The sequence below is a fragment of the Sphingorhabdus sp. EL138 genome (genome assembly GCF_945890115.1).
GTDB lineage: Bacteria > Pseudomonadota > Alphaproteobacteria > Sphingomonadales > Sphingomonadaceae > Sphingorhabdus_B.
Genome location: NZ_CAMDCK010000002.1, coordinates 17,802 through 40,328 on the forward strand (window position 1 = coordinate 17,802; position 22,527 = coordinate 40,328).

Sequence of the window (22,527 nt, forward strand, 5' to 3'; positions counted from 1 at the left end):
AAGCAAGCCTTAGGCTTGCTCAAGAACCTTTCGGCCGGGCCGTACTTTCATTTTATGGCCGGTCTTGGTGGCGAGTGACACGTCCTTGACCGTCTGCATAAACACCCATTCATTGGTTGCCGCCTGCGGGGTGAGCGACAAATGCATATAGCCGCGGTTGGAGGTATCAACCCAGCGCAATTCCTGTTTGCTGCCGTTAAGCAAGCTGCGCGCGACGTCGGCTGGGTCAGTAAACGGAATCGCGCTTTCAAAGCCTGGTGACGAAACGCTATGCCCGCCAAATTCAACGCCGGCTGGCTTTCCGCCTTCGGGCAAGTCATACGCCCAGCCATTGTGGCTATCGCCCGTGACCACGACCAAGTTCGCGTCTGCGCGCTGCGCCGCCGCCAACAAGCGCGCACGCGCCGCGGGGTAACCACCCCAATTGTCGAGATTATACGGCAAGCCTGCCTTTGTCGCAGCGATACCCTGCCGCACATAGTTTTTAGCGCGTTCAGGCGCAACTTCGGGAACCCAATCCATCGCGTTTTCTGGCGTGTAATTATAGCCCATATTGGTGCCTGAACCCAGCACCGCCCATGTGGAACGGTTGCGGACAATCGCGCGGGACAACCACGCCTCTTGTTCGCTACCCAACATCGTCATGGACGGATCGCGCCATGCGCCGTCGCGATATTCGGAAAGTGCCTTTGCCGGATCACCCGAACGTAGCAGTTCGCCATAGGCATAAGGCTTGGTCCGCGCCACTGTGCGCGTGTCTGTGCGGTAATAAGTTGCAAGGTCGCCAATCGCATATTCTTTCCATGGCTGCTCACCGACAGGCAACCATTCGCGCCATACCTGCATCGCGGCGTTGCGCCGGGAATTCCAATCACCCTCATCCACGCTGTGGTTTTGCGCGCCACCTTCCCAACTGTCATTGGCGGTTTCATGGTCATCGGTATTGACGATCATCGGGAAGTTCGCATGCAGCGCCTGCAACTGCTTGTCCGAACGATAGCTGGAATAGCGCAGACGATAATCCGCCAGCGTCAGGATTTCATCGGCCGGGAAAATGCGCGCGGCAAATTTTGCGCCGCCGTCATAGCCACCACGACCATATTCATAGATATAATCGCCCATGTGGAGCACCAGATCAATGTCGTCGCGCGCGGCGGCATGGCCATACGCGTTGAATTCACCGAAGCCCAGATTGGAGCAAGAGAATATCGCGATGTTGAATTTCGCCGCTTTGCCCACGGGCAGAGTCTTGGTGCGGCCAACAGGCGAAATGCTGCCATCCGGCGCGATGAAGCGGAACCAATGCCATTTGCCGGGCGCAAGATTATCGACGGTGATTTTGACCGTATGGTCGCGCCATGGCCCAGTGACCATTTCGCCGCCGCCCGCAATCTTGATAAAGTCCTGACTTTCGGAAATTTCGACGCGCACTTTGGATGCGCCGCCCGTTGCGTTGACATAGCGTGTCCATAACAGCACCGAGTCCGGCCCCGGCTCGCCGCTGGCGACATTATGCGTAAATCCGGTGAGCCCAAGAAGCGTCTGCGCCATCGCAGCGCCGCCGGGCAGCATCAGCCCGCCAAGACCAAATCCAGCGGTTGCCAACAAATGACGGCGGTTGATTATAAATGACATGATCGGCTTCCCCTTTTGCGTTTCCAGCAATCCCTGCGGCGCATTGTCACGACGCTTCGTCATCGGCGTTAATCGATTGCTGTTGCAGCGCTGTGACAGGCGCGATTGCGGTCCTAAATAAAACTATCCAGCCATTTTTCGGCCAAAGCCTCCGCCTCACTGACGCTAAAGGGCGCGTTGCCTAAGCTGAGTTCAAGCCATAGACCATCGACCAAGGCGGTCAGCGCCACTGCCGCCAATCGGGCGTCCGCTGGGGCCTGTGGGCAGGCAAGGATGAGGCGCTCCATATCCTGCCGGTTTTCAGCGTAGATTTCGTCATGGATGTCGCCAATGGCCGGCACCGTGCGCGACAGGCTCCAAAACGCCAGCCATGTGGCGAGCAGCTCCGGATCCGCAATCGGCGCGCGGAAACTGGCGGTGACAAAGGCCAGCAACCGGCCGCGCGGGTTATCGCACGCAACAGCCTCAACCGCAGCGTGCAACGCCGCCGCTACGCGCGCCCCCGTCGCGCGATAGGTTGTGGCCACCAACGCATCAATTCCGTCAAAATAATGCCGTAGCAACCCCGCCGACACCCCTGCCTCCAGGCAAATTGCGCGCACCGACGTCCCATGTGCACCCCGCGTCGCTAGGCAACGCGCCGTGGCTGCAATCAACGCGTCGCGGCGTGTATCGGCACTTTTTCGGGTGAAGACTTGTCGCGGTTGCATGCCGCTGTTATACACTCGTATAACAAGGGGAGCAAGATGTCCGAATCAGGCGTTCAAACACCGGATGATCATTTGGAAGGCTGGAGCCTGCCGGCCTGGACCTATGATGATCCCGAATTTGCCGCGCTGGAGGTGGACCGCATTTTCCGGCCGTCTTGGCAAGTGGTGTGCCATGTCAGCGACGTCGCGCATGTGGGCGACTGGCACAGCCTCGATTATATCAATGAAAGCGTTATTGTTGTGCGCGGCGCGGACGACAATTTGCGCGCATTCACGAATGTCTGCCGCCACCGGGGCAGCCGCTTGGTCGATGGTTCGGCTGGCTGCGCGAAGAAATTAGTCTGCCCCTATCACGCATGGACCTATGACCTTGATGGCCGATTGACGGGCGTGCCCGACAGCGCCTCTTACCCGACGCTCGACAAGGATAAGGCCGGCCTTGTGCCCGTCGATATGGAAATCTGGCGCGGGTTTATCTTCGTCCGTCTGGAAAGCGGCGGGCCTTCGGTTGCCGAAATGATGGCCCCTTATGAAGCGCAAGTCGCACCTTACCGATTTGAAGAATTACGGGCGCTTGGCCGTGTCACCATGCGCCCGCGCGACGTAAACTGGAAAAATGTCGGCGACAATTATTCTGACGGCCTGCATATCCCCGTCGCGCATCCCGGCCTCACACGCCTGTTCGGCAAAAGCTATGGTGTTGAGGCGGAACCTTATGTCGACCGCATGTGGGGCGACCTTGTCGACCGGCCATCGACCAACTGGTCGGAACGCGCTTATCAGAACTTACTGCCGCCGGTCCCCCATTTGCCCGCCGCCAATCAGAAACGCTGGCTCTATTTCAAGCTGTGGCCGTCGGTTGCCTTCGACATTTATCCCGACCAAGTGGATTTCATGCAATGGCTGCCCACAGGGCCCGATAGCTGCGTCATCCGTGAAATCAGCTATGTCCTTCCGGACGCGCCCGATTACGCATGGCGCCGTGAAATGCGCGCGGCGCGTTACCTTAACTGGCGGATCAACCGGCAAGTCAATGCAGAGGACACCGTCCTCATCACCCGCGTGCAGCAAGGCATGGCGAGCCGCAGTTTTTCCATGGGCCCGCTGTCCGACAAGGAAGTGTGCCTGAAAAGCTTCTGCCGCCAAATCCGCAACATCATTCCAGAGGCGCGCCTCGAACAACGCCCGGCATCGGGTTGGAGCAAAAAATGACTCAGAAATATGACGCCCTCATCATTGGTGCTGGCCATAACGGCCTTGTCTGCGCCTTTTACCTCGCGCGCGCTGGCCTGAAGGTCCGCATTGTCGAGCGCCGCGATGTTGTCGGCGGCGCGGCGGTGACCGAAGAGTTCCACCCCGGTTTCCGCAACTCGGTCGCAAGTTACACCGTCAGCCTGCTGCAGCCGAAGGTGATTTCTGACATGAAGCTGGTCGACCATGGCTATCGCGTTATTGAACGGCCCATTTCCAATTTCCTGCCACAAGAAGATGGCGGTTATCTGAAACTCGGTGGCGGGCTGGAACGCACACAGGCCGAATTCGCGCGCTTTTCAAAGCATGACGCAGCGGTCTTGCCGCAATATTATGACATGTTGGAAGGTGTCGCGGACGTCCTGCGCGATCTTGCTTTACGGTCGCCGCCCAATGTCGGCGACGGCCTAAAAACCCTTATCGATGCCGCCGTGCAGGGACGCGGGCTGATGAAGCTCAACCTGTCGCAACAGCGTGATGTGTTGGAACTGTTCACCAAATCGGCGCGCAGCTTCCTCGACAGTTGGTTCGAAAGCGAAGCGGTAAAGGCTGCGTTTGGTTTTGACGCTGTCGTCGGCAATTATGCCAGCCCCGACACGCCGGGCAGCGCTTATGTCTTGCTGCACCATGTCTTTGGCGAAGTGAATGGCAATAAGGGCGCTTGGGGCCACAGCATCGGCGGCATGGGCACGATCACGCAGATCATGGCGAAGGTATGCCGCGATCTGGGCGTCGAAATCAGCCTCGAAGCGCCCGTATCGCGCGTCTTGGTGGACGGCGAAAAGGTCGCGGGCGTACGCCTTGAAAGCGGCGCGGAAATCGTCGCGGACCGCGTGATTTCGAACGTCGGGCCAAAGCTGCTGTACGAACGCCTATTTGACGACGCCGACCTGAAACCCGAATTTAAACGCCGCGTGAAGGGCTTTAAAGCTGGAAGCGGCACATTCCGCATGAACGTCGCTTTGTCCGAACTGCCCAAATTCACCTGCTTGCCCGAAACGGGCGAGCACCATCAATCGGGCATCATCATCGCGCCAACATTGGATTATATGGACCGCGCATTTTTGGATGCGAAGCGCGATGGCTGGTCGCAAAAGCCTATCGTGGAAATCCTCATCCCATCGACCGTCGATGACAGCCTTGCGCCCGCAGGGCAGCATGTGGCGAGCCTGTTCTGCCAACAATTTGCGCCTGAGCTGCCCAATAATGCGGATGAGTCGCCCCGCGATTGGGATGCCGAAGAAGGCCAAGCCGCCGACGATATCATCAGCACAGTTGAGGCTTATGCCCCCGGCTTCCGCGCGTCGGTTCTGGGTCGCCAAATCCTCAGCCCCAAGGGGCTAGAGCGGAAATTCGGACTGGTCAGCGGCGACATCATGCATGGCAATATGAGCCTTGACCAATTATGGTCCGCGCGCCCAATCTTGGGCCATGGCGCGTATCGCGGGCCGTTAAAAGGCCTGTATATGTGCGGCGCGGGAAGCCATCCCGGCGGCGGCGTAACAGGTGCGCCCGGCCATAATTGCGCGGCAGAGGTGTTGGCCGACCGCAGTATGTTCAAACGCATATTTGCTTAGACTAGCCAAAGCGTCACAAAAAAGCCGGACCTTTTCAGATCCGGCTTCCTCCCCCTGTCGCTTTTAGCGACAAACTGTGTGTCGTACGTTTCTGAACGACCTATCAATGTCTCTTGTTACAAATTTTCTGCGTCAAGAAAAGCAAAAAAATTGTTAGAAATCACGCGAGATTTTCACACCGATTACGCGAGGCTTGATAACGACATCGTAAAAGGCGCCGCCCGTTGGCGTTGATGCCGTGACACCCGTTCCGCAGGTTGTTTCAATACATTGGACGCCGGTGTTGACCACGCCGCGTGTGTCGAACAGGTTTGTGGCAAATGCCTCAATTGCCCATGCTTCCTGCTTCACGCCAACGGAGACGTCAGCCGTGGTATACGCATCCAGATTGCCCTTGATGCTATTCTGCACGGGCCGCAAATCGCTTCGGCGGCTGCCGGTGTGATTGACCGCAAACTGCACATGACCATCCCAATCGGCGATCGGGAATTCATACCGTGCAATCGCATTGCCCTTTAACTTGGCGGTCACAGGCAGACGCGATCCCGATGGCGCAAGCAATTCATTGCCCGCCGTGGTGCAATCAAAAGTTGCGTTGGCTACCTTACAGAAATCGCGTTGGCTTTTCGCATCATTATAGCTGAAACCAGCGTTCAGGCTGAAACCGCCCGTCCGGAAGCCAGCGTCCATTTCGACACCACGAATACGGGCAACACCCGCATTGCGGATTTCGGTCAAGCCATTGGCACCCAAGAATGAAAGCTGGATATTGTTCCAATCTTCCTGAAACACGGCGCCGTTCCAACGGAATGCACCGAAGGTGGTTTTCCAGCCCAATTCATAATTGTCGAGCTTGTCCGAACCATAAGGCGGCAAGGTGCCGCGACGGTTGATCCCGCCCGGACGGAAACCGCGCGACCATGTGGTATAGAGCAGAACATCGTCGGTGACTTTATATGTGGCGTTCATTTTGTGGATGAAACCATTGTCCGACGTGGATTTGTCCACATTGGTGCAAGGGCTGCCATCGACGAGGATTGGCACAGGCGTTCCCGCCGGATTGGCGCGCCGCGTGGTGCCATCGGTGTTGAGGCAGGCGGATTCGCCGGTCTTGCTCGAAAATCCAGCCGCATAGCCGAAGAAGCCCTGCAACGAGTTATCGAACTTATAATAACGCAAGCCGCCGGTCAGCGAGAGCTTCTCCGTCAAATCATAGGTCAATTCACCAAAAGCCGCATAATCGCGGTCAACCCGCTGTTGCTTGGTCAACCAGATATTGCTGTCGGTTCCCTTCACAGTGATGGAATCGGCAATTTTATCGATGATGTAATTTTGTTCGATGTTATGCGATTGGCGTTGCGCAAATACACCGCCGATGAACCGCAAGGGCGCGTCGGCAGGGCTTGCAACCCGCAATTCGCCAAAGCTTTTCTTATAACGATCAACGCCTTGAATATATTGGTTCGGGTTCACAAGTGTCCCGGCATTGTCGTAGAAATAATTGCCATAGCCAGACAAAGCGTCATAGAAATACGCATAATCCGAATAATCCGACTGCGTTTCGGTCTTGCGGCGCAAATGGCCGCCCGTCGCGGTCACATCCCAGCTGCCGATTGTGCCTTCAATCGTCATTGCCGCCTGAATCCATTTATCGCGGCTGCCTTCGGGATTATACTGAACGGTTTGCAGTTCGGCCTTGGATTGCCCCGAACGTTCCTGCGAGAAGCTACCTTGCGTATTCTGAACCTGCCCCATCACTGTTGGCTTAATCGTCCAATTGTCATCAAGGTCGATGCCGAGCGCCAAACGCGCACCATAGGTTTCGGCATCGTTATAGTTTTTCTCAACCAAGGCAGTGTTGCTCTGCTTAATGCCTGACGAGGCATAGGTCCGGCTACCCGCAATATTGTCGATATAGCCGCCATCATCGCGATACCAGCCAACCAAACGCGCGGCCGCACCTTCCGCAATCGGTACGTTGACAAAGCCTTCGTAAATCGACCCGATGTCGCCATGCGCAACAGTGTTCAACTCAACGCCAGCGCTTCCGTAGAAACCGGATGGATCCGGCGCATTTGTAACCAGCTTCAACGTGCCAGCCATCGAGCTTGCGCCATATAATGTGCCCTGCGGTCCAGCGAGCGCCTCAACACGGGCAAGGTCATAAGCATGCAGATCGAGCGCACCTTGAATGGTGGTGATCGGCATTTCGTCGAGATAAGTACCAACCGTTGGCAGCGACGCCGAGTGGTTCGCGTTTTCGCCCGAGGCGACGCCGCGGAAATAGACCTGCGCAAAGCCGGGTCCGCCTTGCTGAATAGTAACCGACGGCAGGAATTTCACAACATCCTGCAATTCGCTGACCTGCAATTGGTCAAGCTTTTCATTGCCAATGGCATTGATCGCGATCGGCACGTCCTGCAAATTCTGTTCACGCTTTTGCGCGGTGACGACGATGACATTGCTGTCTGCGTCAGCGGCTTCCTGCGCCATTGCAGGAACGGCAAAAGCTGTTGATGTTAACAACATAACTAATGCTGTGCGAACGTTCGATTTCTGATTTTTTAGGCGCATGTCGCAACCCTCCCTGTTTACCTTGCAATAAATAGGCCCCCAATAAGGCGTCCACGCAATATGTTTTCGCAATATGCGTCATTTATTTGTAATTTTAGGTCACTGTGTTGTAATGCAGCAACTATATTGCTGTGGCAGGATAGATTTCCCAAAGCGACCCCAGCGCGCGTTTCAGTGGCTCCAAATGCGCGGCATAAGGCTTCCATTGATCAACGCCGTCACGGTTGATCGGACGCCGCACCTGCTCGCTGGATGCCGTACGCACGGCGCGCGTGCTCTGATGGAAATTCAGACAATTGTCTTCAAACGGAACGCCCAAGAAATCCAATAGCCCGCGAATTTCTTGTTCTGGATTTTCCAGCAATTCTTCGTGAATGACGCGATAGATATGACCCGGCTTACCCGCGTCAAAATGCGCCATCAACCGCACATAATCCGCATAATATTGCCCCATATGGGCAAGGTCGTAACTAAACGCCTGCCCCTTTGCGAAATGCTGCCGATAATTGGAAAAGCAGCAATCAAGTGGATGCCGCCGCGCGTCGATGATTTTGGCGTTGGGCAGGATCAGGCGGATGAACGCGATATAATTCCAGTTGTTGGGCAGCTTATCAATGAAGAACGGCTTGTCGGTCTTACGCTGGATATATGTGCGTTCGATAAACTCCGCGCCCAGCCGTTCGGCGTCCTGCGCGCTAAAACCAGACAGCGCGTCAATCCAGTCCGACCCGCGCCCCTCGCGCAGCGCCATTGCCGGAATATCGGGCAATTCCATCGTGCCTTCCACCATCGAATGGCTGGCAAGAATTTGTTCAATCAACGTTGAACCCGCGCGCGGCATGCCAAGGATGAAAATCGGGTCGGGCGCATCATGCCCCTGCCCCGCGCGCGCGCGCCAAAATTCAGGCGTGCACAGCGTGATGATTTTATCGACCTGGTCGCTTATGGATTGCGGATCATAATGTAGCTCGGCGCTACGTAGCAAGTTCCCCTTTGCATAATGCGCGAATGCTGCGGCATGGTCAGCGCGCTCCTCCATCGCCTTGCCCAGTGCAAAATGGAGATGATAGGCATCCTCTGTGCCAAGGCCGTCAGACGTCAAAGCCGCGTTCATTGCGGCAACATCATCGTCGGAGAAGCTTACCGTTTTTAAATTGGCGAGGCTCCAATAGACTTCACCCAAAGTGGGTTCGACCGCCAAAGCGCGGCGATAGGCCGCAACGCTCTCATTCTGATTACCGACGGTCTTGAGCATATGGCCATAGCTCATCCATAATTTGGCATGGTCGGGAAAGCGCGTGGTCAATTCCTGGTACAGGGCAATCGCCTCTTCATAGCCGCCAATCCGGCCAAGCGCCGCCGCTTTCAGATTTTGCTGAACGGGGTTGTCGCCGCCTTGCGCCAAAACGGCGTTGAGATGTTCCAACGCCTCTGGAAAGCGATTTTGTTTATACAGCACTGTTGCCAAATTGGCCCGTGCTGCGCCAAAATCGGGCGTCAATTCCAATGCACGGCGCAGCAAGGCCTCGCTGTCTTTCAACCGGCCAACGCGCGCGGCCAGTTCGGCCATCATCCGGATCGCCGCCACATCGGTTGGCGCATCACGCAAATGGCCCCGCAAAATCGGTTCTGCATCCTCCAACCGGTTTTCCGACAACGCCACAGCCGCCGCCATGAGGTTGGGGTTGCGCAAGGCGGCTTCAATCGCGGGGCGAGCGGAGGGCTGGTTCATGTCATCTGGTCTAAGCCAAGCGGCCGCGATTTTGAAGCAGCCAAATCATCTTGCGTATCTATGTCGCGCAAACTGCCTGCGGGCGCGGCCAAGCTGCAGGCGCGCGCAAGGATTTGTCGCGCGCCCGCATCGCCTTTGGTCTCCAGCAAAAATGGCCAGCTTGATCGCGGGAAAATAGCGGGCGGCATGGCTTGGTTTCCGTCCGACGATGCCATGACGTCGCCATGGCACGCCGCCATCAGCGCGTGGATATGGGATGCCGCAATGAATGGCATATCGGCCAGCGCAATTAGCAAGGCTTGCGCCTGCGTCTTTGCAGCCGCATCAACCGCGAGATGCAGCGAAGTGGACAGCCCAACTGCTGCGCGCGGGTTATCGACAATTCTATAGCCCAAATCTGCATAATGTGGCGCTATGCCAGCCTTGGGCTGACACACCGCAAAATGCGCTGCGGCGTCCACGCCGGCCAAGGTCCGCCCGGCGCAGATGCCCAGTGGCGCGCCCCCCAAATCCGCCATCAACTTATCCGAACCAAAACGGCGCGCATGTCCCGCAGCGAGCAAGACAATTGCGACCTGCTTTGCCTCCATTAACGCAGGCCTAGATTGAATGCGCGGATCATCCCGCCTGCAATCGAGAGCGCAATTTCCGGCGCGCTGATCGCGTTGATCGCAACGCCCGCTGGTCCCTCTATCCGCGCGCATTGTTCCGCGCCGACACCGGCCGCAGACAGGCGCGACAGCCGCGCCTGATGCGACCGTGATGAGCCCAAAGCCGCCACATAAGCGGCAGGACTCGCCAATGCAGATATCAAAGCGGGATCATCAATCTTGGGATCATGGCTCAAGGTCACAATCGCGCTGCGGCTGTCGGGCGCGAAGGCCTTGACCGCTTCGTCCGGCCAGCGGTCGTCAAGGCGCACGCCGGGGAAGCGGTCCGCCGTCAAAAACCGTCCACGCGGGTCGCATAAGGTGACATCTATCCCTTGCGAAACCGCAATCGCCGATAATGCCGCCGCAATCTCCACCGCGCCGACAATCAACAGGCGGCGAGGGGGATAATAGACGTTGATAAAGCCGTCAGCCTCTGGCTGCTGCGATATCCTACTGCGACCCGTGGCAAGGTTTGTCACAACGGATAATGTCGCTCCGCTGCTGCGCGCGCGCAATATGTCCGCAAACACGCTTTCGGGGAATCCTTCATCCGACACCGGCTGCACCAGCACGACAATATCGCCGCCGCACGGCAGGCCAACGTCCCACGCCGCATCATCGGCAACGCCGTAACGCCGCAACACCGGTGGCGCGCCAGCCAGCACCATCTGTGCCCGTTCCAGAACATCGGCCTCCACACAGCCGCCGGACACCGACCCGACAAACCGCCCGTCGGCATGGACCAGCATATGCGTGCCCGTTGGACAAGGCGCAGACTTCCACGTTTCAACTACCGTCGCAATCGCCATCGGCGCGCCAGTCCAATCACGTGCGGCGGCAAGGATGCGATCATGGTTGGCACTGCCTGTTTTCATAGCTACCCGCTAGCAAAGTCAAAGAAGCGTTGCTATATGAAACGCGATATTGGTTGGGAGCTTCTTCACATGGCAATTCAAACGTCAATCAACGGCAAAGCAGTGGCATTGTCCGCTGAACCGGACACCCCATTATTATGGGTCATCCGTGAAGAACTTGGCCTGACGGGAACAAAATTTGGTTGCGGCGTTGCTGCCTGCGGGGCCTGCACGGTGCATGTCGATGGCGAACCCACCCGTTCATGCAGCGTGCCGGTTAGCGACGTTGCAGGCAAATCAATCACCACGATTGAAGGGCTGAAATCCGCCGATGGCACGCTGCACGCGGTCCAAACAGCGTGGATTGCGGCGCAAGTGCCACAATGCGGCTATTGCCAGTCCGGACAAATCATGGCCGCAGTGGCACTCATCGAAAAAACCGGTCGGCCAAGCGATGCGCAAATTGACGCGGCGATGACCAACCTATGCCGTTGCGGCACCTATCCGCGTATTCGCAAGGCCATTCGCGCCGCCACCGGACAGGCCGCCCAAGCTACTCAGGGAGCCGTCTGATGACCGATAACCCCACGCCCGATATTGCACCAGAAGCTCCGCTCAAGCGCAAAGGCGTGAAGCGCCGTGCCTTTTTAATCGGCGGTGTCGCCATCGTCGGCGCGGGCTTGTTTGGCATTTCGATTGCTGACCGCAACGCTGCTAAAGACGCCAAGGCGCGCATAACAGGCGAAGGCGAACATAGCTTTGCGACATGGCTGAAAATCAGCGAAGACGATGTCGTCACCATTTATTCGCCGCACACCGACATTGGTCAGGGGTCAAATACGGGCCTTGCGCAAATGCTCGCCGAAGAATTGGATGCGGCATGGGAACAGGTGCGCATCGTTTCTGCGCCTGCGGAACCGGCCTTTGCCAATGTCGGCTTGGGTCGCGGATTTCTGACTGAAATGACGGGTCAACCGGCAATTATCAATGGCATTCCGCAATCCTTTTTGGCGTTCATCGCGCGGCAAATGAATCTGCAGATTACCGGCGGTTCAACCGCCTTGCGGTTCACAGGTCAAATGACCTTTCAAAAGGTGGGCGCGGCCACGCGGCTTGCACTGATGGAAACCGCCGCCAAGCGGTTAAATGTGCCGGTAGAAGAACTGACCACGCAGGACAGCCGCGTCATTCACGCCAAATCAAGCCAATCGTTGCGTTATGGAGAGCTTGCGGCGCAAGCAGCGACCTTATCGCTCGACAACGAACCCAAGCTGAAAGACCCCACACAATATCGCCTGATGCGGCAATCGATGCAGCGCCTCGACATTCCCGCCAAGGTGGATGGCAGCGCGCAATTTGGTATGGATTTTGCGATCCCCAATATGCGGGTGGCAACGATTCAAGCCGCCCCTGTACGCGGTGGTAAGCTGACGTCGGTCGACACCGCGCCTGCCATGGCGATCAAGGGTGTGGAAAAGGTCATCAAGCTTGAAAATGCCGTTGCTGTCGTGGCCAAGGGCTATTGGCCCGCAATTTCCGGCCTACGCGCTTTGGCACCCAGCTTTAGCGACGGTGGCCATGCCGACGTTTCAACCGCATCGATTTTCAAAGCGCATGACGATATCATCGCCAAGGGAGAAGCCGATGGCGAAGCGGGCGAAGGTGATGTGCAAGCAGGGCTGGGCGCCAAGCCCATTCAAGCCAAATATCAGGTGCCGTTCCTTCACCATGCGATGATGGAGCCCTTTGCCCTCACCGCCCATTTCAAGGACGGCAAGCTCGACATTTGGGGCGGGATGCAAGACCCGTTGGCGACCAAAATGCTGGCGGTCGAGGTTTCGGGCCTTGATGCGGATGACGTCACGTTCCACCCCATGATCATTGGCGGCAGCTTTGGCCGCCGCTTGCCCATGTATATGGAAATTGTGGACCAAGTGACGCAGCTTGCCATGCAATTACCTTATCCGGTCAAGCTGATCTGGAGCCGGGAGGAAGAAGTTTCCCAAGGCGCATATCGCCCGCAAAGCTCGGCTTTGCTGTCGGCGGCGTTGACGGACAAGAAACGCATTGCCGCTTACCGCAATGATTATGCCCAACCCGAAAGTTCGGAGAGCGAGACCGTATTTCCGTACATCTTGCCCGCCGTGTCGCGTCGGCATTTTGCGCATGTGTCGAACCAGAATACGGGCGCATGGCGGTCGGTCAATTCAACACAACAAGGCTTTTACAATGAAAGCTTCATGGATGAACTGGCGCATGCCGCAGGTGAAGATCCCGTCATTTTCCGCCGCAACCATTTGAAAGCGGATACACGGCATTTGCGCGTTTTGGATGAAGTCGCGGCGCGCAGCGGATGGAACACACCCTTGCCTGCTGGACGCGGACGCGGCGTGGCTTTGGTCGAAAGCTTCAAAACCATCGTCGCAATGGTCGTTGAAGCCTCAGTTGGCGAAGATGGCATGCCCAAATTGCATAAGGTCACCACGGTCGTTGACGCGGGCAGCATCGTCAACCCCGACGCCGCCATGGCGCAGATTGAGGGCGGCACGATCATGGGCCTATCATCGGCCATTGGCGAGGCGATCACGCTGGAAAAAGGCGCGGCGCAGCAAAGCAACCTAAGCGATTATCTGTTGCTGACCATGGCGCAGTCACCGTTGGTGCAGGATATCCATTTCCTCAACAGCGGCGCACCGATGGGCGGCATTGGTGAGCCCGGCGTTCCGCCTGCTGCACCTGCATTGGCCAACGCCTTGTTCGCGGCAACGGGCAAGCGCATCCGCAATCTGCCGATTATGACGCAGGCAAAGGGGTAATTTTGCCGGACGCAAAGCTACTCAAGCCCACAGATAATCTGGAGATTGCCGAAACGCTGGCGCGGGCGTTCCAGAATGAGGCAGGCTGGAGCTATGTCATACCCGACCCCAAATTGCGCGCACGGCGGCTGACAGGTGCGTTTCATTTGTTCTTGCGCGACGAACATCGCAAAGGCGCCGTGTTCGGAACCGATGGCATAGAAGCGGTCACCTTATGGCGCGGCCCCGGCCAAGCGCGCGATACGCTCTTCGACACGGCGCGGCTGTTCATTCCCTTTGTACAGCAATTGCGTTTCTCGATTTTGCGCGGGCTTGAAATATCCCATTTGATCGAAAAACATTTGCCGCAAGAACCCGTCTGGTATTTGCATTTTGCCGGTTGCGACCCCGATTATCAGGGCAAGGGATTTGGCGGCGCGGCGATCCGCGCAGGGCTAGACCGCGTCGATCAAGATGGCCTGCCTGCCTATCTGGAAACCGCCGATGAACATAATATCCCTTTGTACCAAAGCTTTGGCTTTGCCATCAAACATAGTTGGCAAGTCCCCGAAGGCCCCCAATTTTGGGGCATGCAGCGCCCCGGCAAAACCCGGCATTAATCGTCCCATCGCAAAAGCCCTTGCGCCGCATCAAAAAGCCGCCTAACCCGTTGAAACGTATCAGGTCTGCGCGAGAGCGTGGATAATAGGGAAGCCGGCGGAAATCCGGCGCTGTTCCCGCAACTGTAACCGGCGAGCTTTTGCTCCAAATGCCACTGGAAAAACGGGTGACCGTGCAACTGGGAAGGCGGGGCAAAAGCAGTGACCCGGGAGCCAGGAGACCTGCCTGATTACGGTTTGTCCTTTGTGCTTGCGGGACACTGGCGCAATCGGGGTTTTCCTCCGCGTGACGACATTTGGTTGAACGTCATGCGAAGGAGATAAAGACATGACCTTGTTAAAATATTCGGCAGCCGCATTTGCGATGCTGCCCGTAACCGCCTTTGCGCAAACCGCAGAGGAGGACATCATTGTGACCGCCAGCGGCTTTGAACAGCCGCGATCTGAAACCGGACAGGCTATCGACATTGTTGATCGCGACCGGCTTGACCAACTACAAAGCGCCACCATATCCGAGGCCTTACAAACTGTGCCGGGCGTCAGCATCGCCACGCGCGGCGGCCTTGGCAGCCAGAGCAGTGCCTTCATTCGCGGCGGAAACAGTGCGCAGACCTTAGTCCTGATCGACGGCGTGCGGATCAACGACCTGACCAGCCCAAATGGTGCATTTGACTTTGGCGGATTGATGACGGGCAATATCGGCCGTGTCGAAATCTTGCGTGGCCCAAATTCGGTCATCTGGGGCAGCCAAGCCATTGGCGGCGTCGTCAATGTCCAATGGATTGCGCCCGTCAGCGGGTTTGAGGGCCGCATTGCGGGCGAATATGGGAGCCATGACACCAAAAGGCTGAACGCCAATATTGCGGGCAGCAATGGCCTATTGGAAGGCAGCATCGGCGGTTCCTTCGTCGACACCGACGGCATTTCTGCACTTGCAGGCGGCACCGAACGCGATGGTTATGATAATAAGACGGGCAATGCGCGGTTGAAGGCGCGTGTCAGTGACAGTTTCACGCTTGATGTCCGGTCTTATTACAACCGCGCAACGGTTGCGTATGACTCGGCCTTTGGCGTCGGGGCCAACGGCTTGCCCGTGTCGCGCAACCGCCAATTTGTAGGCTATGTCGGGGCGAATATCGATGCGTTCGATGGCAAAATGCAGAACCGCATTGCGTATACCCGCACCGAGATAAAGCGCATTGGCACGGACCCAGTGGTGGGCAGTTACAATAATTTCAACCTGCGCGGGTCCATTGACCGGGCCGAACTGCATAGCGCGTTGGACGTGCACGAAACGCTGACCTTGGTTGCGGGCGCAGAATATGAACGCAGTTTCACCAGCACGTCGTTCGAAGGCGCTAAACCCAATGTCGCCCGCAATGACGTTACCAGCGGCTTTGGCCAGATGATATTGCGTCCGGTCGCTGGCCTGACGGTCACCGCTGGCGTCCGCCATGATGTGTATGGCGATTATGGCGGACAGACGACCTTTGGCGGTAACGCCGCCTTTACGCCCAATGCTGGCCGGACGATGTTCCGGGCGACCTATGGTGAAGGGTTTCGCGCACCGACATTGACCGAAGGTCAGCCGCCTTATGGCAATCCGGACCTCAAGCCCGAAACCGCGCGCAATTTCGACCTTGGCGTTGAACATCAATTTCTGGACGGAAAGGTCCAAATTTTCACGACCTATTTCAATCGCCGCAGCAATGACCTCATCGCATTTTCGGCGATCAGTTTTACATCGGAGAATATCGACAAGGTAACGTCAAAGGGGCTTGAGGCGGGACTTAGCCTGAACCCCACCGACCGCGTCGACATCCGCGCAAGCTATACTTTAGTGGACGCCATCAACCGCACCGCAGGGGCCAATTTTGGCAATCGCCAAGCCCTGCGCCCACAACATAGCATGAGCCTGACCGCAGATTGGCAGACGCCCTTTGGTTTGTCGGTGGGGAGCAGTTTACTGCTCATCGGCGACAGCTTCGACAATGCCACAAATTCCGTCCGGCTTGATGGCTATGCATTGGTCGGGCTTCGGGCATCGATGCCACTGAGCGACGGGTTGGAGATGTATGGCCGCGTCGACAATCTGTTCGATGCCGATTATATTATGGTCGCGGGCTATAACAGCTTTGGTCGCCGTGCCACGATTGGCGTGCGGGCCAAATTCTGATGCGCTTTGGCTGGTGCCTCCTTTCGGCTTTTGCCGTGGCGGGATGCGCCAGCCAACCGGTCATTGCGCCGCATGGCATCGTGTCCAACAATCCGTGCATTGATGCCGTGCTGGCGCAGATCGCTTTGCCCGGACAAATCAGCGCGGTCAGCATCTATTCGCATGAACCGGATAGCGCGTCCGCGCCACTGGCATGGGCGCGGCAATTGCCCGCCATTGGCATAAGCGCAGAGGAAATATTGTTGGCGCGGCCCAAGATGGTCCTCACCGGAAATCTTGCAAGCGGCGGCACCAACGCCTTTCTGGCGCGCGCCGGCATTAAAACCGTGGCATTGGGGGTCGCGCCGACGGTCGCCGACGAGTTGCAACAGATCCGGACAATTGCTGCTGCAATCAACAGGGTTGATGCTGGAGAAAGGCTGATTTCCGACATTCAGGAATCGCTACCCAGCACCCCCATTTCCGGACCGCCTGTATCGGCGATTATCTGGCAAAGTGGCCAGTTTGTAGCGGGCAAAGGCACGTTGCAGGACGAATTGTTAATGCGCCACGGCTTTCGCAATGCCAGCGCGCAATATGGCCTATCATCATGGGGGATGTTGCCGTTAGAGACCCTGATGCGCAACCCGCCACAAGTGATCTTCATGCCAACCCGCGAGCGCCGTTCCGATGCCCTGGAAATGAGCGCTCGGTCAAAACTGCTTGCCCATTTGGGTGATCGCACCCGCATTGTCGAATTCCCTGACCAATATTGCGGCGGGCCGACGATTATCAAAACGTCATCGATATTGTCCAAGACACGCGCTACTTTCCATCAGGATAAGCCATGAATAAGCGCGCCTTAACATCGCTCCTCCTGCTCCTCACGGTTGCGGCGTTCCTGCTGTCGCTCATGGCCGGAAAGGTTTGGATTTGGCCGAGTTCGTGGGCGGCGGACAATGCCGATGGCTGGATTTTCTTGGAACTGCGCTTGCCCCGCGCGCTACTTGGCCTTTGCATTGGCGCAGTGCTCGGGCTTTCGGGCGCAGTCATGCAGGGCTATCTGCGTAATCCTTTAGCTGACCCAACCGTGCTGGGCGTTTCGGCGAGCGCAGCGCTGGGCGGCGTCGGTGCGATTTACCTTGGGCTCAACATGCTGCCCTTCGGCCTGTTCGCCTGCGCGATGCTGGGCGCTGGTGCGAGCATATTGTTGTTGCTCGCCATTTCACGTGGCGGCGGTCCCATGGGCTTCATCCTTGGCGGCATGGTGCTGTCGACTTTGGCGGGCGCGCTGACCGCCTTTGTCATCAGCATCGCGCCAAACCCGTTCGCCGCCAGTGAAATTATCAATTGGCTGATGGGCGCGCTGACCGACCGGTTGATGGCCGATGTCTGGACCGCTTTGCCGTTCATGGCGCTGGGCGTCGCTTTATTGCTTTCTACGGGCCGCGCACTGGATGCGCTGACCTTGGGCGAAAATGGCGCAAAAAGCCTTGGCGTCAACCTGTTCCGGCTGCAGTGGATCATTGTGCTGGGCGTTGGTCTGGCTGTGGGCGCATCGGTCGCGGTGTCAGGTGTGGTCGGCTTTGTCGGGTTGATCGTCCCGCATCTTATCCGTGCCATTTATGGCGAGCAGCCATCGAAAATATTGCTGCCGTCGGCCTTGGGCGGCGCGATCCTTACGCTGACCGCCGATAGCCTTGTCCGGTTGGTTCCCGGCCCCAGCGAAGTGCGGCTGGGCATTGCGATGGCCGTGCTTGGTGCGCCGTTTTTCCTTCTGCTGCTTCTGCGCTATCGCAAGGGTGCCGCATGACCCTGACCGTCCGCAATCTTGGTTTTGCCCATACAGGTCGGCCCACGTTGGAAGGGATTGACGCGACATTTGAAAGCGGAAAGCTCACCGTCATTCTTGGCCCCAATGGCGCGGGAAAATCTACTTTGCTGGCATGCCTTGCTGGCCTTTTGGAACCGCAAACCGGCACCGCCAGCCTGCATGACACAGACATCACCCGCATGCCCCCGACTGACCGCGCTCGGCACATCGGGCTGTTGCCGCAAGGCGCAGAAACGCATTGGGCGATCTCGTCAAAGGCTTTGGTTGCACTTGGCCGCATTCCCCATATGCGCGGTGCAGGGACATCCGCAGACGACCGCAGGGCCATAGCTGCGGCGATGTCGGCGACCGCCACCGAAGATTTCGCTGATCGTCCGGTGACACAGCTATCCGGCGGCGAACGTGCCCGTGTTCTGCTGGCGCGGGTGCTGGCGGGGGAACCTTCATGGATATTGGCGGATGAACCTCTGGCCAATCTCGACCCCGGGTTCCAACTCGATATTTTAAACTTGCTGCAACAACAGGCCAAAGCCGGAAAAGGGGTTGTCGCGGTGTTGCACGACTTGCACCATGCAGTGCGTTTTGCCGACCATATAGTGTTGCTGCACAAAGGCCGGCTATTCACGCAAGGCAGCGTCGAAGATGTCATCACCGCCGCCAACCTCGCGCATGTTTACGGGATTGACGCGAATCTTTTCAAGGACGAGGAAGGGGCCGTCCAGTTGTTCATCAAAGGCAAGGTCAGATCATGAAATATGCCCTCCCGATTATCGCTCTCTTGCTCTCTGGCTGCGCCATGAGCGTTACGTCGACGTCCAACATGGCCGCAGTTACCCCGCAAAGCGCGCAGGAGGCGCTTCGGCCTTATTACGCGACCCTAGACGTAAAGTTGCCCAAGGCCGCTTCTAACCCCGCTCTAGCGGCGGATACGGTCATCACGCGTTTCGCCTTTGGGAGTTGTCAGAACGAAAATCGCGACATGAAATTCTGGGACGTCATCGCCGCGCAGAACCCGCAGGCTTTCCTGCTGATTGGTGACAATGTCTATGGCGACACAAGGCCCACCAATGGCGCGGATATCCCGACGCTGGCGGCAAGCTATAAAAAGCTGAATAGCCGCGTGGAATTTGACCGCTTCCGCCGCAGCGTGCCGATGATGACCGCATGGGACGATCATGATTATGGCGCCAACGACGCAGGCGGCGCTTTTGCGTTTAAGGAATGGGCGGAGAAAGCCTATGAAACTTATTGGGGATCCTCAGACGAGGTAAAGTCCCGTCCGGGCGTGTATGAAAGCCGCATAGTCGGGCCAGAGGGCAAGCGCGTGCAGTTCATCATGCTCGATGGCCGCTTTTTCCGTTCTGACCTTGCGACTATGCCCTATCGCGACCCCGGCCCGACGCTGGGTTGGTACATTCCCAATATGGACCCCAAAGCGACGATATTGGGCCAAGCGCAATGGGAATGGTTGGCGCAGCAACTCGAAAAACCAGCCGAACTGCGCTTCATCATTTCATCAACGCAGGTGATTACCGACGCACATAATTTCGAAGGCTGGTCCAATTTTCCCAAGGAACGCGAACGCCTATATGCGTTGCTCGGTCAAAAGGGCGTGAACAACGCCATTTTCCTGACCGGTGACCGACATAGCGGCGGTTTCTATAAGACCAATGCACCGGGCCTTTCCAAGCCCTTATGGGATTTCACATCCAGCTCGCTCAATTTCGCCTTTGGCAAAGGCGATGGCAGCGAGCGTGAACCCGACCCACGCCGGACTGGCGGGTTCTGGGGCATTCCCAACTTTGGTCAGATCGACATTGATTGGGCGGCAAAGAAGGTGACAATGACGCTACGCAAAGATGATGGCAGCATCATCGAAACGCAGATGGCTAACGCGATTGATTGATCGCTGAATAATCGACGGCTGCGACCTTTTCCATAACCGCTGTGCGAATGGCCTGCGCCGTCGCCAGCGGCAGGGCCACCATTTCCAGCGAGCCGCCTGCGATCCCGAATTTGAGCGAGGCCAGCCCGTAGCGCCGCGCCAATGGCCCTTGCGCAATCTCCACGCTTTGCACCTTCACTTGTGGTGCAAGCGTCAATTGCTGCTGCCACCAGCCGCGCCGAAGGTATAATTGCTGATCATCTAAGCCGAAGCGGTATTTGCGCCAGTCACACCAAAACAGCAATGCGGCAGGGACCAACAACAGCAATAGCAACAATGTCGGCGCAAGGGGCGTTTCTGCAAATAGCACCAATGCCGCCATCGCAACCAATAAGGGCGGCACAAGCAGGACCAGCTGGATTATCCAGTGCAAAGCTACGCCTGTGCGTAGCCGTTCGTCGCCATCCGGTGCATCAATGCCCGCAGCCTGCGATATGCGCCACAGCTCATCCAATGTGGCTAATGGCGCGGCGACATAATTGCTTTCTTCCTTGCTATCCTGCGCTAGGCTGACGAATTTCAGGCTGTGCCAGCCGCCCCGTTTGCGGAACGGACCCGTTTGCACGACGGCGGCCTGCACCCGGTGCGTAGGCATGACAACATCGGTAAGGGTGAACAGCCCGCGCTGCCGCCGAAACCCCTTTGCCGTCTGGGTTAAGCGAAACCCGTGTTCGCGCAAATATGTCCGCACAACACCGGTGGCCAAGCCAATGAAAATCAGGCTGCTGAACGCACCAAAGGCCAAGATCAATTGCGCTGCTATGCCGACGCCATTGATCGCGTTGACGTTCACGCCGCTTTCTTGCGCCAAGCCCACCCAGCGTTTGAGATCCCAATAATCAAATGGCAACAGAAAATCAAACTGTTGGGCAAGCCCGCCAAGAACCGCAAATATGATGAGGGAAAAGGAATAGAGGCCAAGGATGAAAACGCGTTTGCCATCCATCGCGAAGATCGTTTCTGCATCTTCGGGCTCGACGGTCTGTGGAACATCTTGCGCCACCGTTACGCCAGCCTTGCGCGCGCGGATCAACGCGCGCAACCGGTTCGCTTCCTCCAAAGTGACGAAGCGCAACGTCGCATCATCCCCATCGCCGCCGCCCGTTTCAAACTTGACCTCGCTGAGGCCCATGATGCGCGCCAGCAGCTTTTGTTCAATGCTCACATCCTGAATGCGGTCATAAGGAATGGAGCGGGCAGTGCGGTTCAACACGCCTTTTTCAATGCGGACATCATCTGCCCCCACATGATAGCGAAAACGCAGCCATATGAGCCAGCGGAAGAAAAAGCTTAAAACCAGCACTGCTGCAATCATGATGGGGATGAGCGCAGGATTATCTGCTTTCCGCGCGCCAAAAACCGCAGCAAGCAAAGGGAATAGCAGTTGCGGCAGGCCCGAAATAAAACCCACGAACAGGCCGCTTATATGCAAACGCGCGCCGTCCTGCCCTGTCCCGTCCCTAGGGTCGTCCGTGGCTTGGTTCACAATATATCTTGCCGAATGGCGGCGCGAATGGCCTCCCGCATTGCCAGAGCGTCGGCATGCGCCAAGCCCGGCAGCGCCACGGTGCTGTTGTGATTACCCGCCGTGTGCACCGTCAGCTTGGCAAGGCCATAGCGTCGGTCAATTGGCCCTTGGTCCACATCAATATGCTGGATCCGTCCAAAGGGAACAATCGTGTCGCTGTAGAACATATATCCACGCACAACGCGCAGCCGGTCCGTTCCCATATCATAGCCCCAATGCCGATATTTGCGGGCTGGCAATGTGTATGCGCCAAACGCATAGACCAAAAGCATGGGGACAAGGAAGGTGCCGGAGGGAAGCAACTGTGCAAACTCCAACACCCCTGCCCCAACAACAAATGGCAGCAAGCCAAAAGCGGTGGCGATCCGGCTTGTCGTTATGAATGCAGGGTCAAGTGGCGTCAGTTCCGGCGGGGCATCATCGGTCATGTCGCTGATATGCGCACACTGTGTTGTGTTGGCAAGACGGTTTATCTGTCCTTCACCTCGGCAGGCGGCATCTAGCGGACCCGTGAGACAAAATGCTTCTCCCCTCCCGCCTGCGGGAGGGGTCGGGGGAGGGTAAAGGACGAAGCTCGCTGCGCTCGCCCCTCCGCTAGCCCCTCCCGCAGGCGGGAGGGGAACTTCACGACCAATTTTTCGAGACAACACTATAAATCCTCCCC

The 22,527-nt window shown here is 57.4% G+C and carries 18 protein-coding genes and 1 riboswitch; of the genes, 10 read left to right on the forward strand and 8 right to left on the reverse strand.

Annotation, left to right across the window (positions count from 1 at the left end):
- Positions 1 to 9 precede the first annotated feature (9 nt).
- Both Q0O07_RS01260 and Q0O07_RS01265 read right to left on the reverse strand, forming a co-directional pair.
- On the reverse strand, positions 10 to 1,635 hold the full coding sequence (locus Q0O07_RS01260; protein WP_295489368.1) for an alkaline phosphatase D family protein: 1,626 nt from the start codon (positions 1,633 to 1,635) through the stop codon (positions 10 to 12).
- 113 nt (positions 1,636 to 1,748) lie between these two features.
- Positions 1,749 to 2,345 carry a TetR family transcriptional regulator C-terminal domain-containing protein gene (locus tag Q0O07_RS01265; protein WP_295489370.1) on the reverse strand — a complete coding sequence of 199 codons (597 nt, stop codon included), beginning with the start codon at positions 2,343 to 2,345 and terminating at the stop codon, positions 1,749 to 1,751.
- Positions 2,346 to 2,381: 36 nt separating this feature from the next.
- Here Q0O07_RS01265 and Q0O07_RS01270 point away from each other — a divergent pair, with 36 nt between their 5' ends.
- Positions 2,382 to 3,557: an aromatic ring-hydroxylating dioxygenase subunit alpha gene (locus Q0O07_RS01270; protein WP_295489372.1), complete on the forward strand. Its 1,176-nt coding sequence runs from the start codon at positions 2,382 to 2,384 to the stop codon at positions 3,555 to 3,557.
- Positions 3,554 to 5,173, forward strand: a complete 1,620-nt coding sequence (locus Q0O07_RS01275; RefSeq protein ID WP_295489375.1) for an NAD(P)/FAD-dependent oxidoreductase — start codon at positions 3,554 to 3,556, stop codon at positions 5,171 to 5,173. The genes Q0O07_RS01270 and Q0O07_RS01275 overlap by 4 nt, the downstream gene beginning before the upstream one ends.
- Before the next feature lie 153 nt (positions 5,174 to 5,326).
- On the opposite strand, the gene Q0O07_RS01280 is transcribed toward Q0O07_RS01275, so the two are convergent.
- The 4 genes from Q0O07_RS01280 to Q0O07_RS01295 all read right to left on the reverse strand — a co-directional run bounded on the left by Q0O07_RS01280 (position 5,327) and on the right by Q0O07_RS01295 (position 11,007).
- Positions 5,327 to 7,702, reverse strand: a complete 2,376-nt coding sequence (locus tag Q0O07_RS01280) for a TonB-dependent receptor (protein WP_295489377.1) — start codon at positions 7,700 to 7,702, stop codon at positions 5,327 to 5,329.
- A 166-nt stretch (positions 7,703 to 7,868) separates the two neighbouring features.
- Positions 7,869 to 9,479 carry a tetratricopeptide repeat-containing sulfotransferase family protein gene (locus tag Q0O07_RS01285; RefSeq protein WP_295489379.1) on the reverse strand — a complete coding sequence of 537 codons (1,611 nt, stop codon included), beginning with the start codon at positions 9,477 to 9,479 and terminating at the stop codon, positions 7,869 to 7,871.
- Entirely contained in the window at positions 9,476 to 10,069 is a 594-nt protein-coding gene (locus Q0O07_RS01290; RefSeq protein ID WP_295489381.1) for a nucleotidyltransferase family protein, read from the reverse strand. The genes Q0O07_RS01285 and Q0O07_RS01290 overlap by 4 nt, the downstream gene beginning before the upstream one ends.
- Positions 10,069 to 11,007, reverse strand: coding sequence for an XdhC family protein (locus Q0O07_RS01295; RefSeq protein WP_295489383.1), 939 nt, complete (start codon positions 11,005 to 11,007; stop codon positions 10,069 to 10,071). The genes Q0O07_RS01290 and Q0O07_RS01295 overlap by 1 nt, the downstream gene beginning before the upstream one ends.
- A gap of 69 nt (positions 11,008 to 11,076) precedes the next feature.
- On the opposite strand from Q0O07_RS01295, the gene Q0O07_RS01300 reads away from it, so the two are divergent.
- The 8 genes from Q0O07_RS01300 to Q0O07_RS01335 all read left to right on the forward strand — a co-directional run bounded on the left by Q0O07_RS01300 (position 11,077) and on the right by Q0O07_RS01335 (position 20,296).
- A complete protein-coding gene (locus tag Q0O07_RS01300; RefSeq protein WP_295489386.1) occupies positions 11,077 to 11,559 on the forward strand; it encodes a (2Fe-2S)-binding protein in 483 nt (160 codons plus the stop codon).
- The gene (locus tag Q0O07_RS01305) at positions 11,559 to 13,802 is read left to right on the forward strand and encodes a molybdopterin cofactor-binding domain-containing protein (RefSeq protein ID WP_295489389.1); all 2,244 of its coding nucleotides are present in this window, start codon (positions 11,559 to 11,561) and stop codon (positions 13,800 to 13,802) included. Before Q0O07_RS01300 ends, Q0O07_RS01305 begins: the two co-directional genes overlap by 1 nt.
- Positions 13,803 to 13,804: 2 nt before the next feature.
- On the forward strand, positions 13,805 to 14,401 hold the full coding sequence (locus Q0O07_RS01310; RefSeq protein ID WP_295489391.1) for a GNAT family N-acetyltransferase: 597 nt from the start codon (positions 13,805 to 13,807) through the stop codon (positions 14,399 to 14,401).
- Positions 14,402 to 14,446: 45 nt separating this feature from the next.
- Positions 14,447 to 14,646, forward strand: a riboswitch (cobalamin riboswitch).
- Between the two features lie 83 nt (positions 14,647 to 14,729).
- The gene (locus Q0O07_RS01315) at positions 14,730 to 16,577 is read left to right on the forward strand and encodes a TonB-dependent siderophore receptor (RefSeq protein WP_295489394.1); all 1,848 of its coding nucleotides are present in this window, start codon (positions 14,730 to 14,732) and stop codon (positions 16,575 to 16,577) included.
- Positions 16,577 to 17,407 (forward strand): ABC transporter substrate-binding protein, encoded by an 831-nt coding sequence (locus Q0O07_RS01320; RefSeq protein ID WP_295489397.1) that lies wholly within the window; start codon positions 16,577 to 16,579, stop codon positions 17,405 to 17,407. The genes Q0O07_RS01315 and Q0O07_RS01320 overlap by 1 nt, the downstream gene beginning before the upstream one ends.
- Complete coding sequence (locus Q0O07_RS01325; RefSeq protein WP_295489400.1) at positions 17,404 to 18,369, forward strand: iron ABC transporter permease; 966 nt, start codon at positions 17,404 to 17,406, stop codon at positions 18,367 to 18,369. The genes Q0O07_RS01320 and Q0O07_RS01325 overlap by 4 nt, the downstream gene beginning before the upstream one ends.
- Positions 18,366 to 19,142, forward strand: coding sequence for an ABC transporter ATP-binding protein (locus Q0O07_RS01330; protein ID WP_295489404.1), 777 nt, complete (start codon positions 18,366 to 18,368; stop codon positions 19,140 to 19,142). The genes Q0O07_RS01325 and Q0O07_RS01330 overlap by 4 nt, the downstream gene beginning before the upstream one ends.
- Positions 19,139 to 20,296, forward strand: a complete 1,158-nt coding sequence (locus Q0O07_RS01335) for an alkaline phosphatase D family protein (RefSeq protein ID WP_295489407.1) — start codon at positions 19,139 to 19,141, stop codon at positions 20,294 to 20,296. The genes Q0O07_RS01330 and Q0O07_RS01335 overlap by 4 nt, the downstream gene beginning before the upstream one ends.
- Here the strand turns inward: Q0O07_RS01335 and Q0O07_RS01340 are convergent.
- Together Q0O07_RS01340 and Q0O07_RS01345 are read right to left on the reverse strand one after the other, a co-directional pair.
- A complete protein-coding gene (locus tag Q0O07_RS01340) occupies positions 20,280 to 21,821 on the reverse strand; it encodes a PH domain-containing protein (protein ID WP_295489410.1) in 1,542 nt (513 codons plus the stop codon). The two genes, Q0O07_RS01335 and Q0O07_RS01340, sit on opposite strands and share 17 nt — an antisense overlap.
- On the reverse strand, positions 21,818 to 22,291 hold the full coding sequence (locus Q0O07_RS01345) for a PH domain-containing protein (protein ID WP_295489413.1): 474 nt from the start codon (positions 22,289 to 22,291) through the stop codon (positions 21,818 to 21,820). Before Q0O07_RS01345 ends, Q0O07_RS01340 begins: the two co-directional genes overlap by 4 nt.
- Between the last annotated feature and the right edge of the window lie 236 nt (positions 22,292 to 22,527).

What these genes read in the sequence shown, in the direction of transcription:
- Q0O07_RS01270 (WP_295489372.1), top strand. Translation starts at nt 2,382, where the DNA reads ATGTCCGAATCAGGCGTTCAAACACCGGATGATCATTTGGAAGGCTGG.
- Q0O07_RS01265 (WP_295489370.1), bottom strand. Translation starts at nt 2,345, where the DNA reads ATGCAACCGCGACAAGTCTTCACCCGAAAAAGTGCCGATACACGCCGC.
- Q0O07_RS01295 (WP_295489383.1), bottom strand. Translation starts at nt 11,007, where the DNA reads ATGAAAACAGGCAGTGCCAACCATGATCGCATCCTTGCCGCCGCACGT.
- Q0O07_RS01280 (WP_295489377.1), bottom strand. Translation starts at nt 7,702, where the DNA reads ATGTTGTTAACATCAACAGCTTTTGCCGTTCCTGCAATGGCGCAGGAA.
- Q0O07_RS01330 (WP_295489404.1), top strand. Translation starts at nt 18,366, where the DNA reads ATGACCCTGACCGTCCGCAATCTTGGTTTTGCCCATACAGGTCGGCCC.
- Q0O07_RS01275 (WP_295489375.1), top strand. Translation starts at nt 3,554, where the DNA reads ATGACTCAGAAATATGACGCCCTCATCATTGGTGCTGGCCATAACGGC.
- Q0O07_RS01320 (WP_295489397.1), top strand. Translation starts at nt 16,577, where the DNA reads ATGCGCTTTGGCTGGTGCCTCCTTTCGGCTTTTGCCGTGGCGGGATGC.
- Q0O07_RS01345 (WP_295489413.1), bottom strand. Translation starts at nt 22,291, where the DNA reads ATGACCGATGATGCCCCGCCGGAACTGACGCCACTTGACCCTGCATTC.
- Q0O07_RS01315 (WP_295489394.1), top strand. Translation starts at nt 14,730, where the DNA reads ATGACCTTGTTAAAATATTCGGCAGCCGCATTTGCGATGCTGCCCGTA.
- Q0O07_RS01335 (WP_295489407.1), top strand. Translation starts at nt 19,139, where the DNA reads ATGAAATATGCCCTCCCGATTATCGCTCTCTTGCTCTCTGGCTGCGCC.
- Q0O07_RS01300 (WP_295489386.1), top strand. Translation starts at nt 11,077, where the DNA reads ATGGCAATTCAAACGTCAATCAACGGCAAAGCAGTGGCATTGTCCGCT.
- Q0O07_RS01285 (WP_295489379.1), bottom strand. Translation starts at nt 9,479, where the DNA reads ATGAACCAGCCCTCCGCTCGCCCCGCGATTGAAGCCGCCTTGCGCAAC.
- Q0O07_RS01325 (WP_295489400.1), top strand. Translation starts at nt 17,404, where the DNA reads ATGAATAAGCGCGCCTTAACATCGCTCCTCCTGCTCCTCACGGTTGCG.
- Q0O07_RS01260 (WP_295489368.1), bottom strand. Translation starts at nt 1,635, where the DNA reads ATGTCATTTATAATCAACCGCCGTCATTTGTTGGCAACCGCTGGATTT.
- Q0O07_RS01290 (WP_295489381.1), bottom strand. Translation starts at nt 10,069, where the DNA reads ATGGAGGCAAAGCAGGTCGCAATTGTCTTGCTCGCTGCGGGACATGCG.
- Q0O07_RS01305 (WP_295489389.1), top strand. Translation starts at nt 11,559, where the DNA reads ATGACCGATAACCCCACGCCCGATATTGCACCAGAAGCTCCGCTCAAG.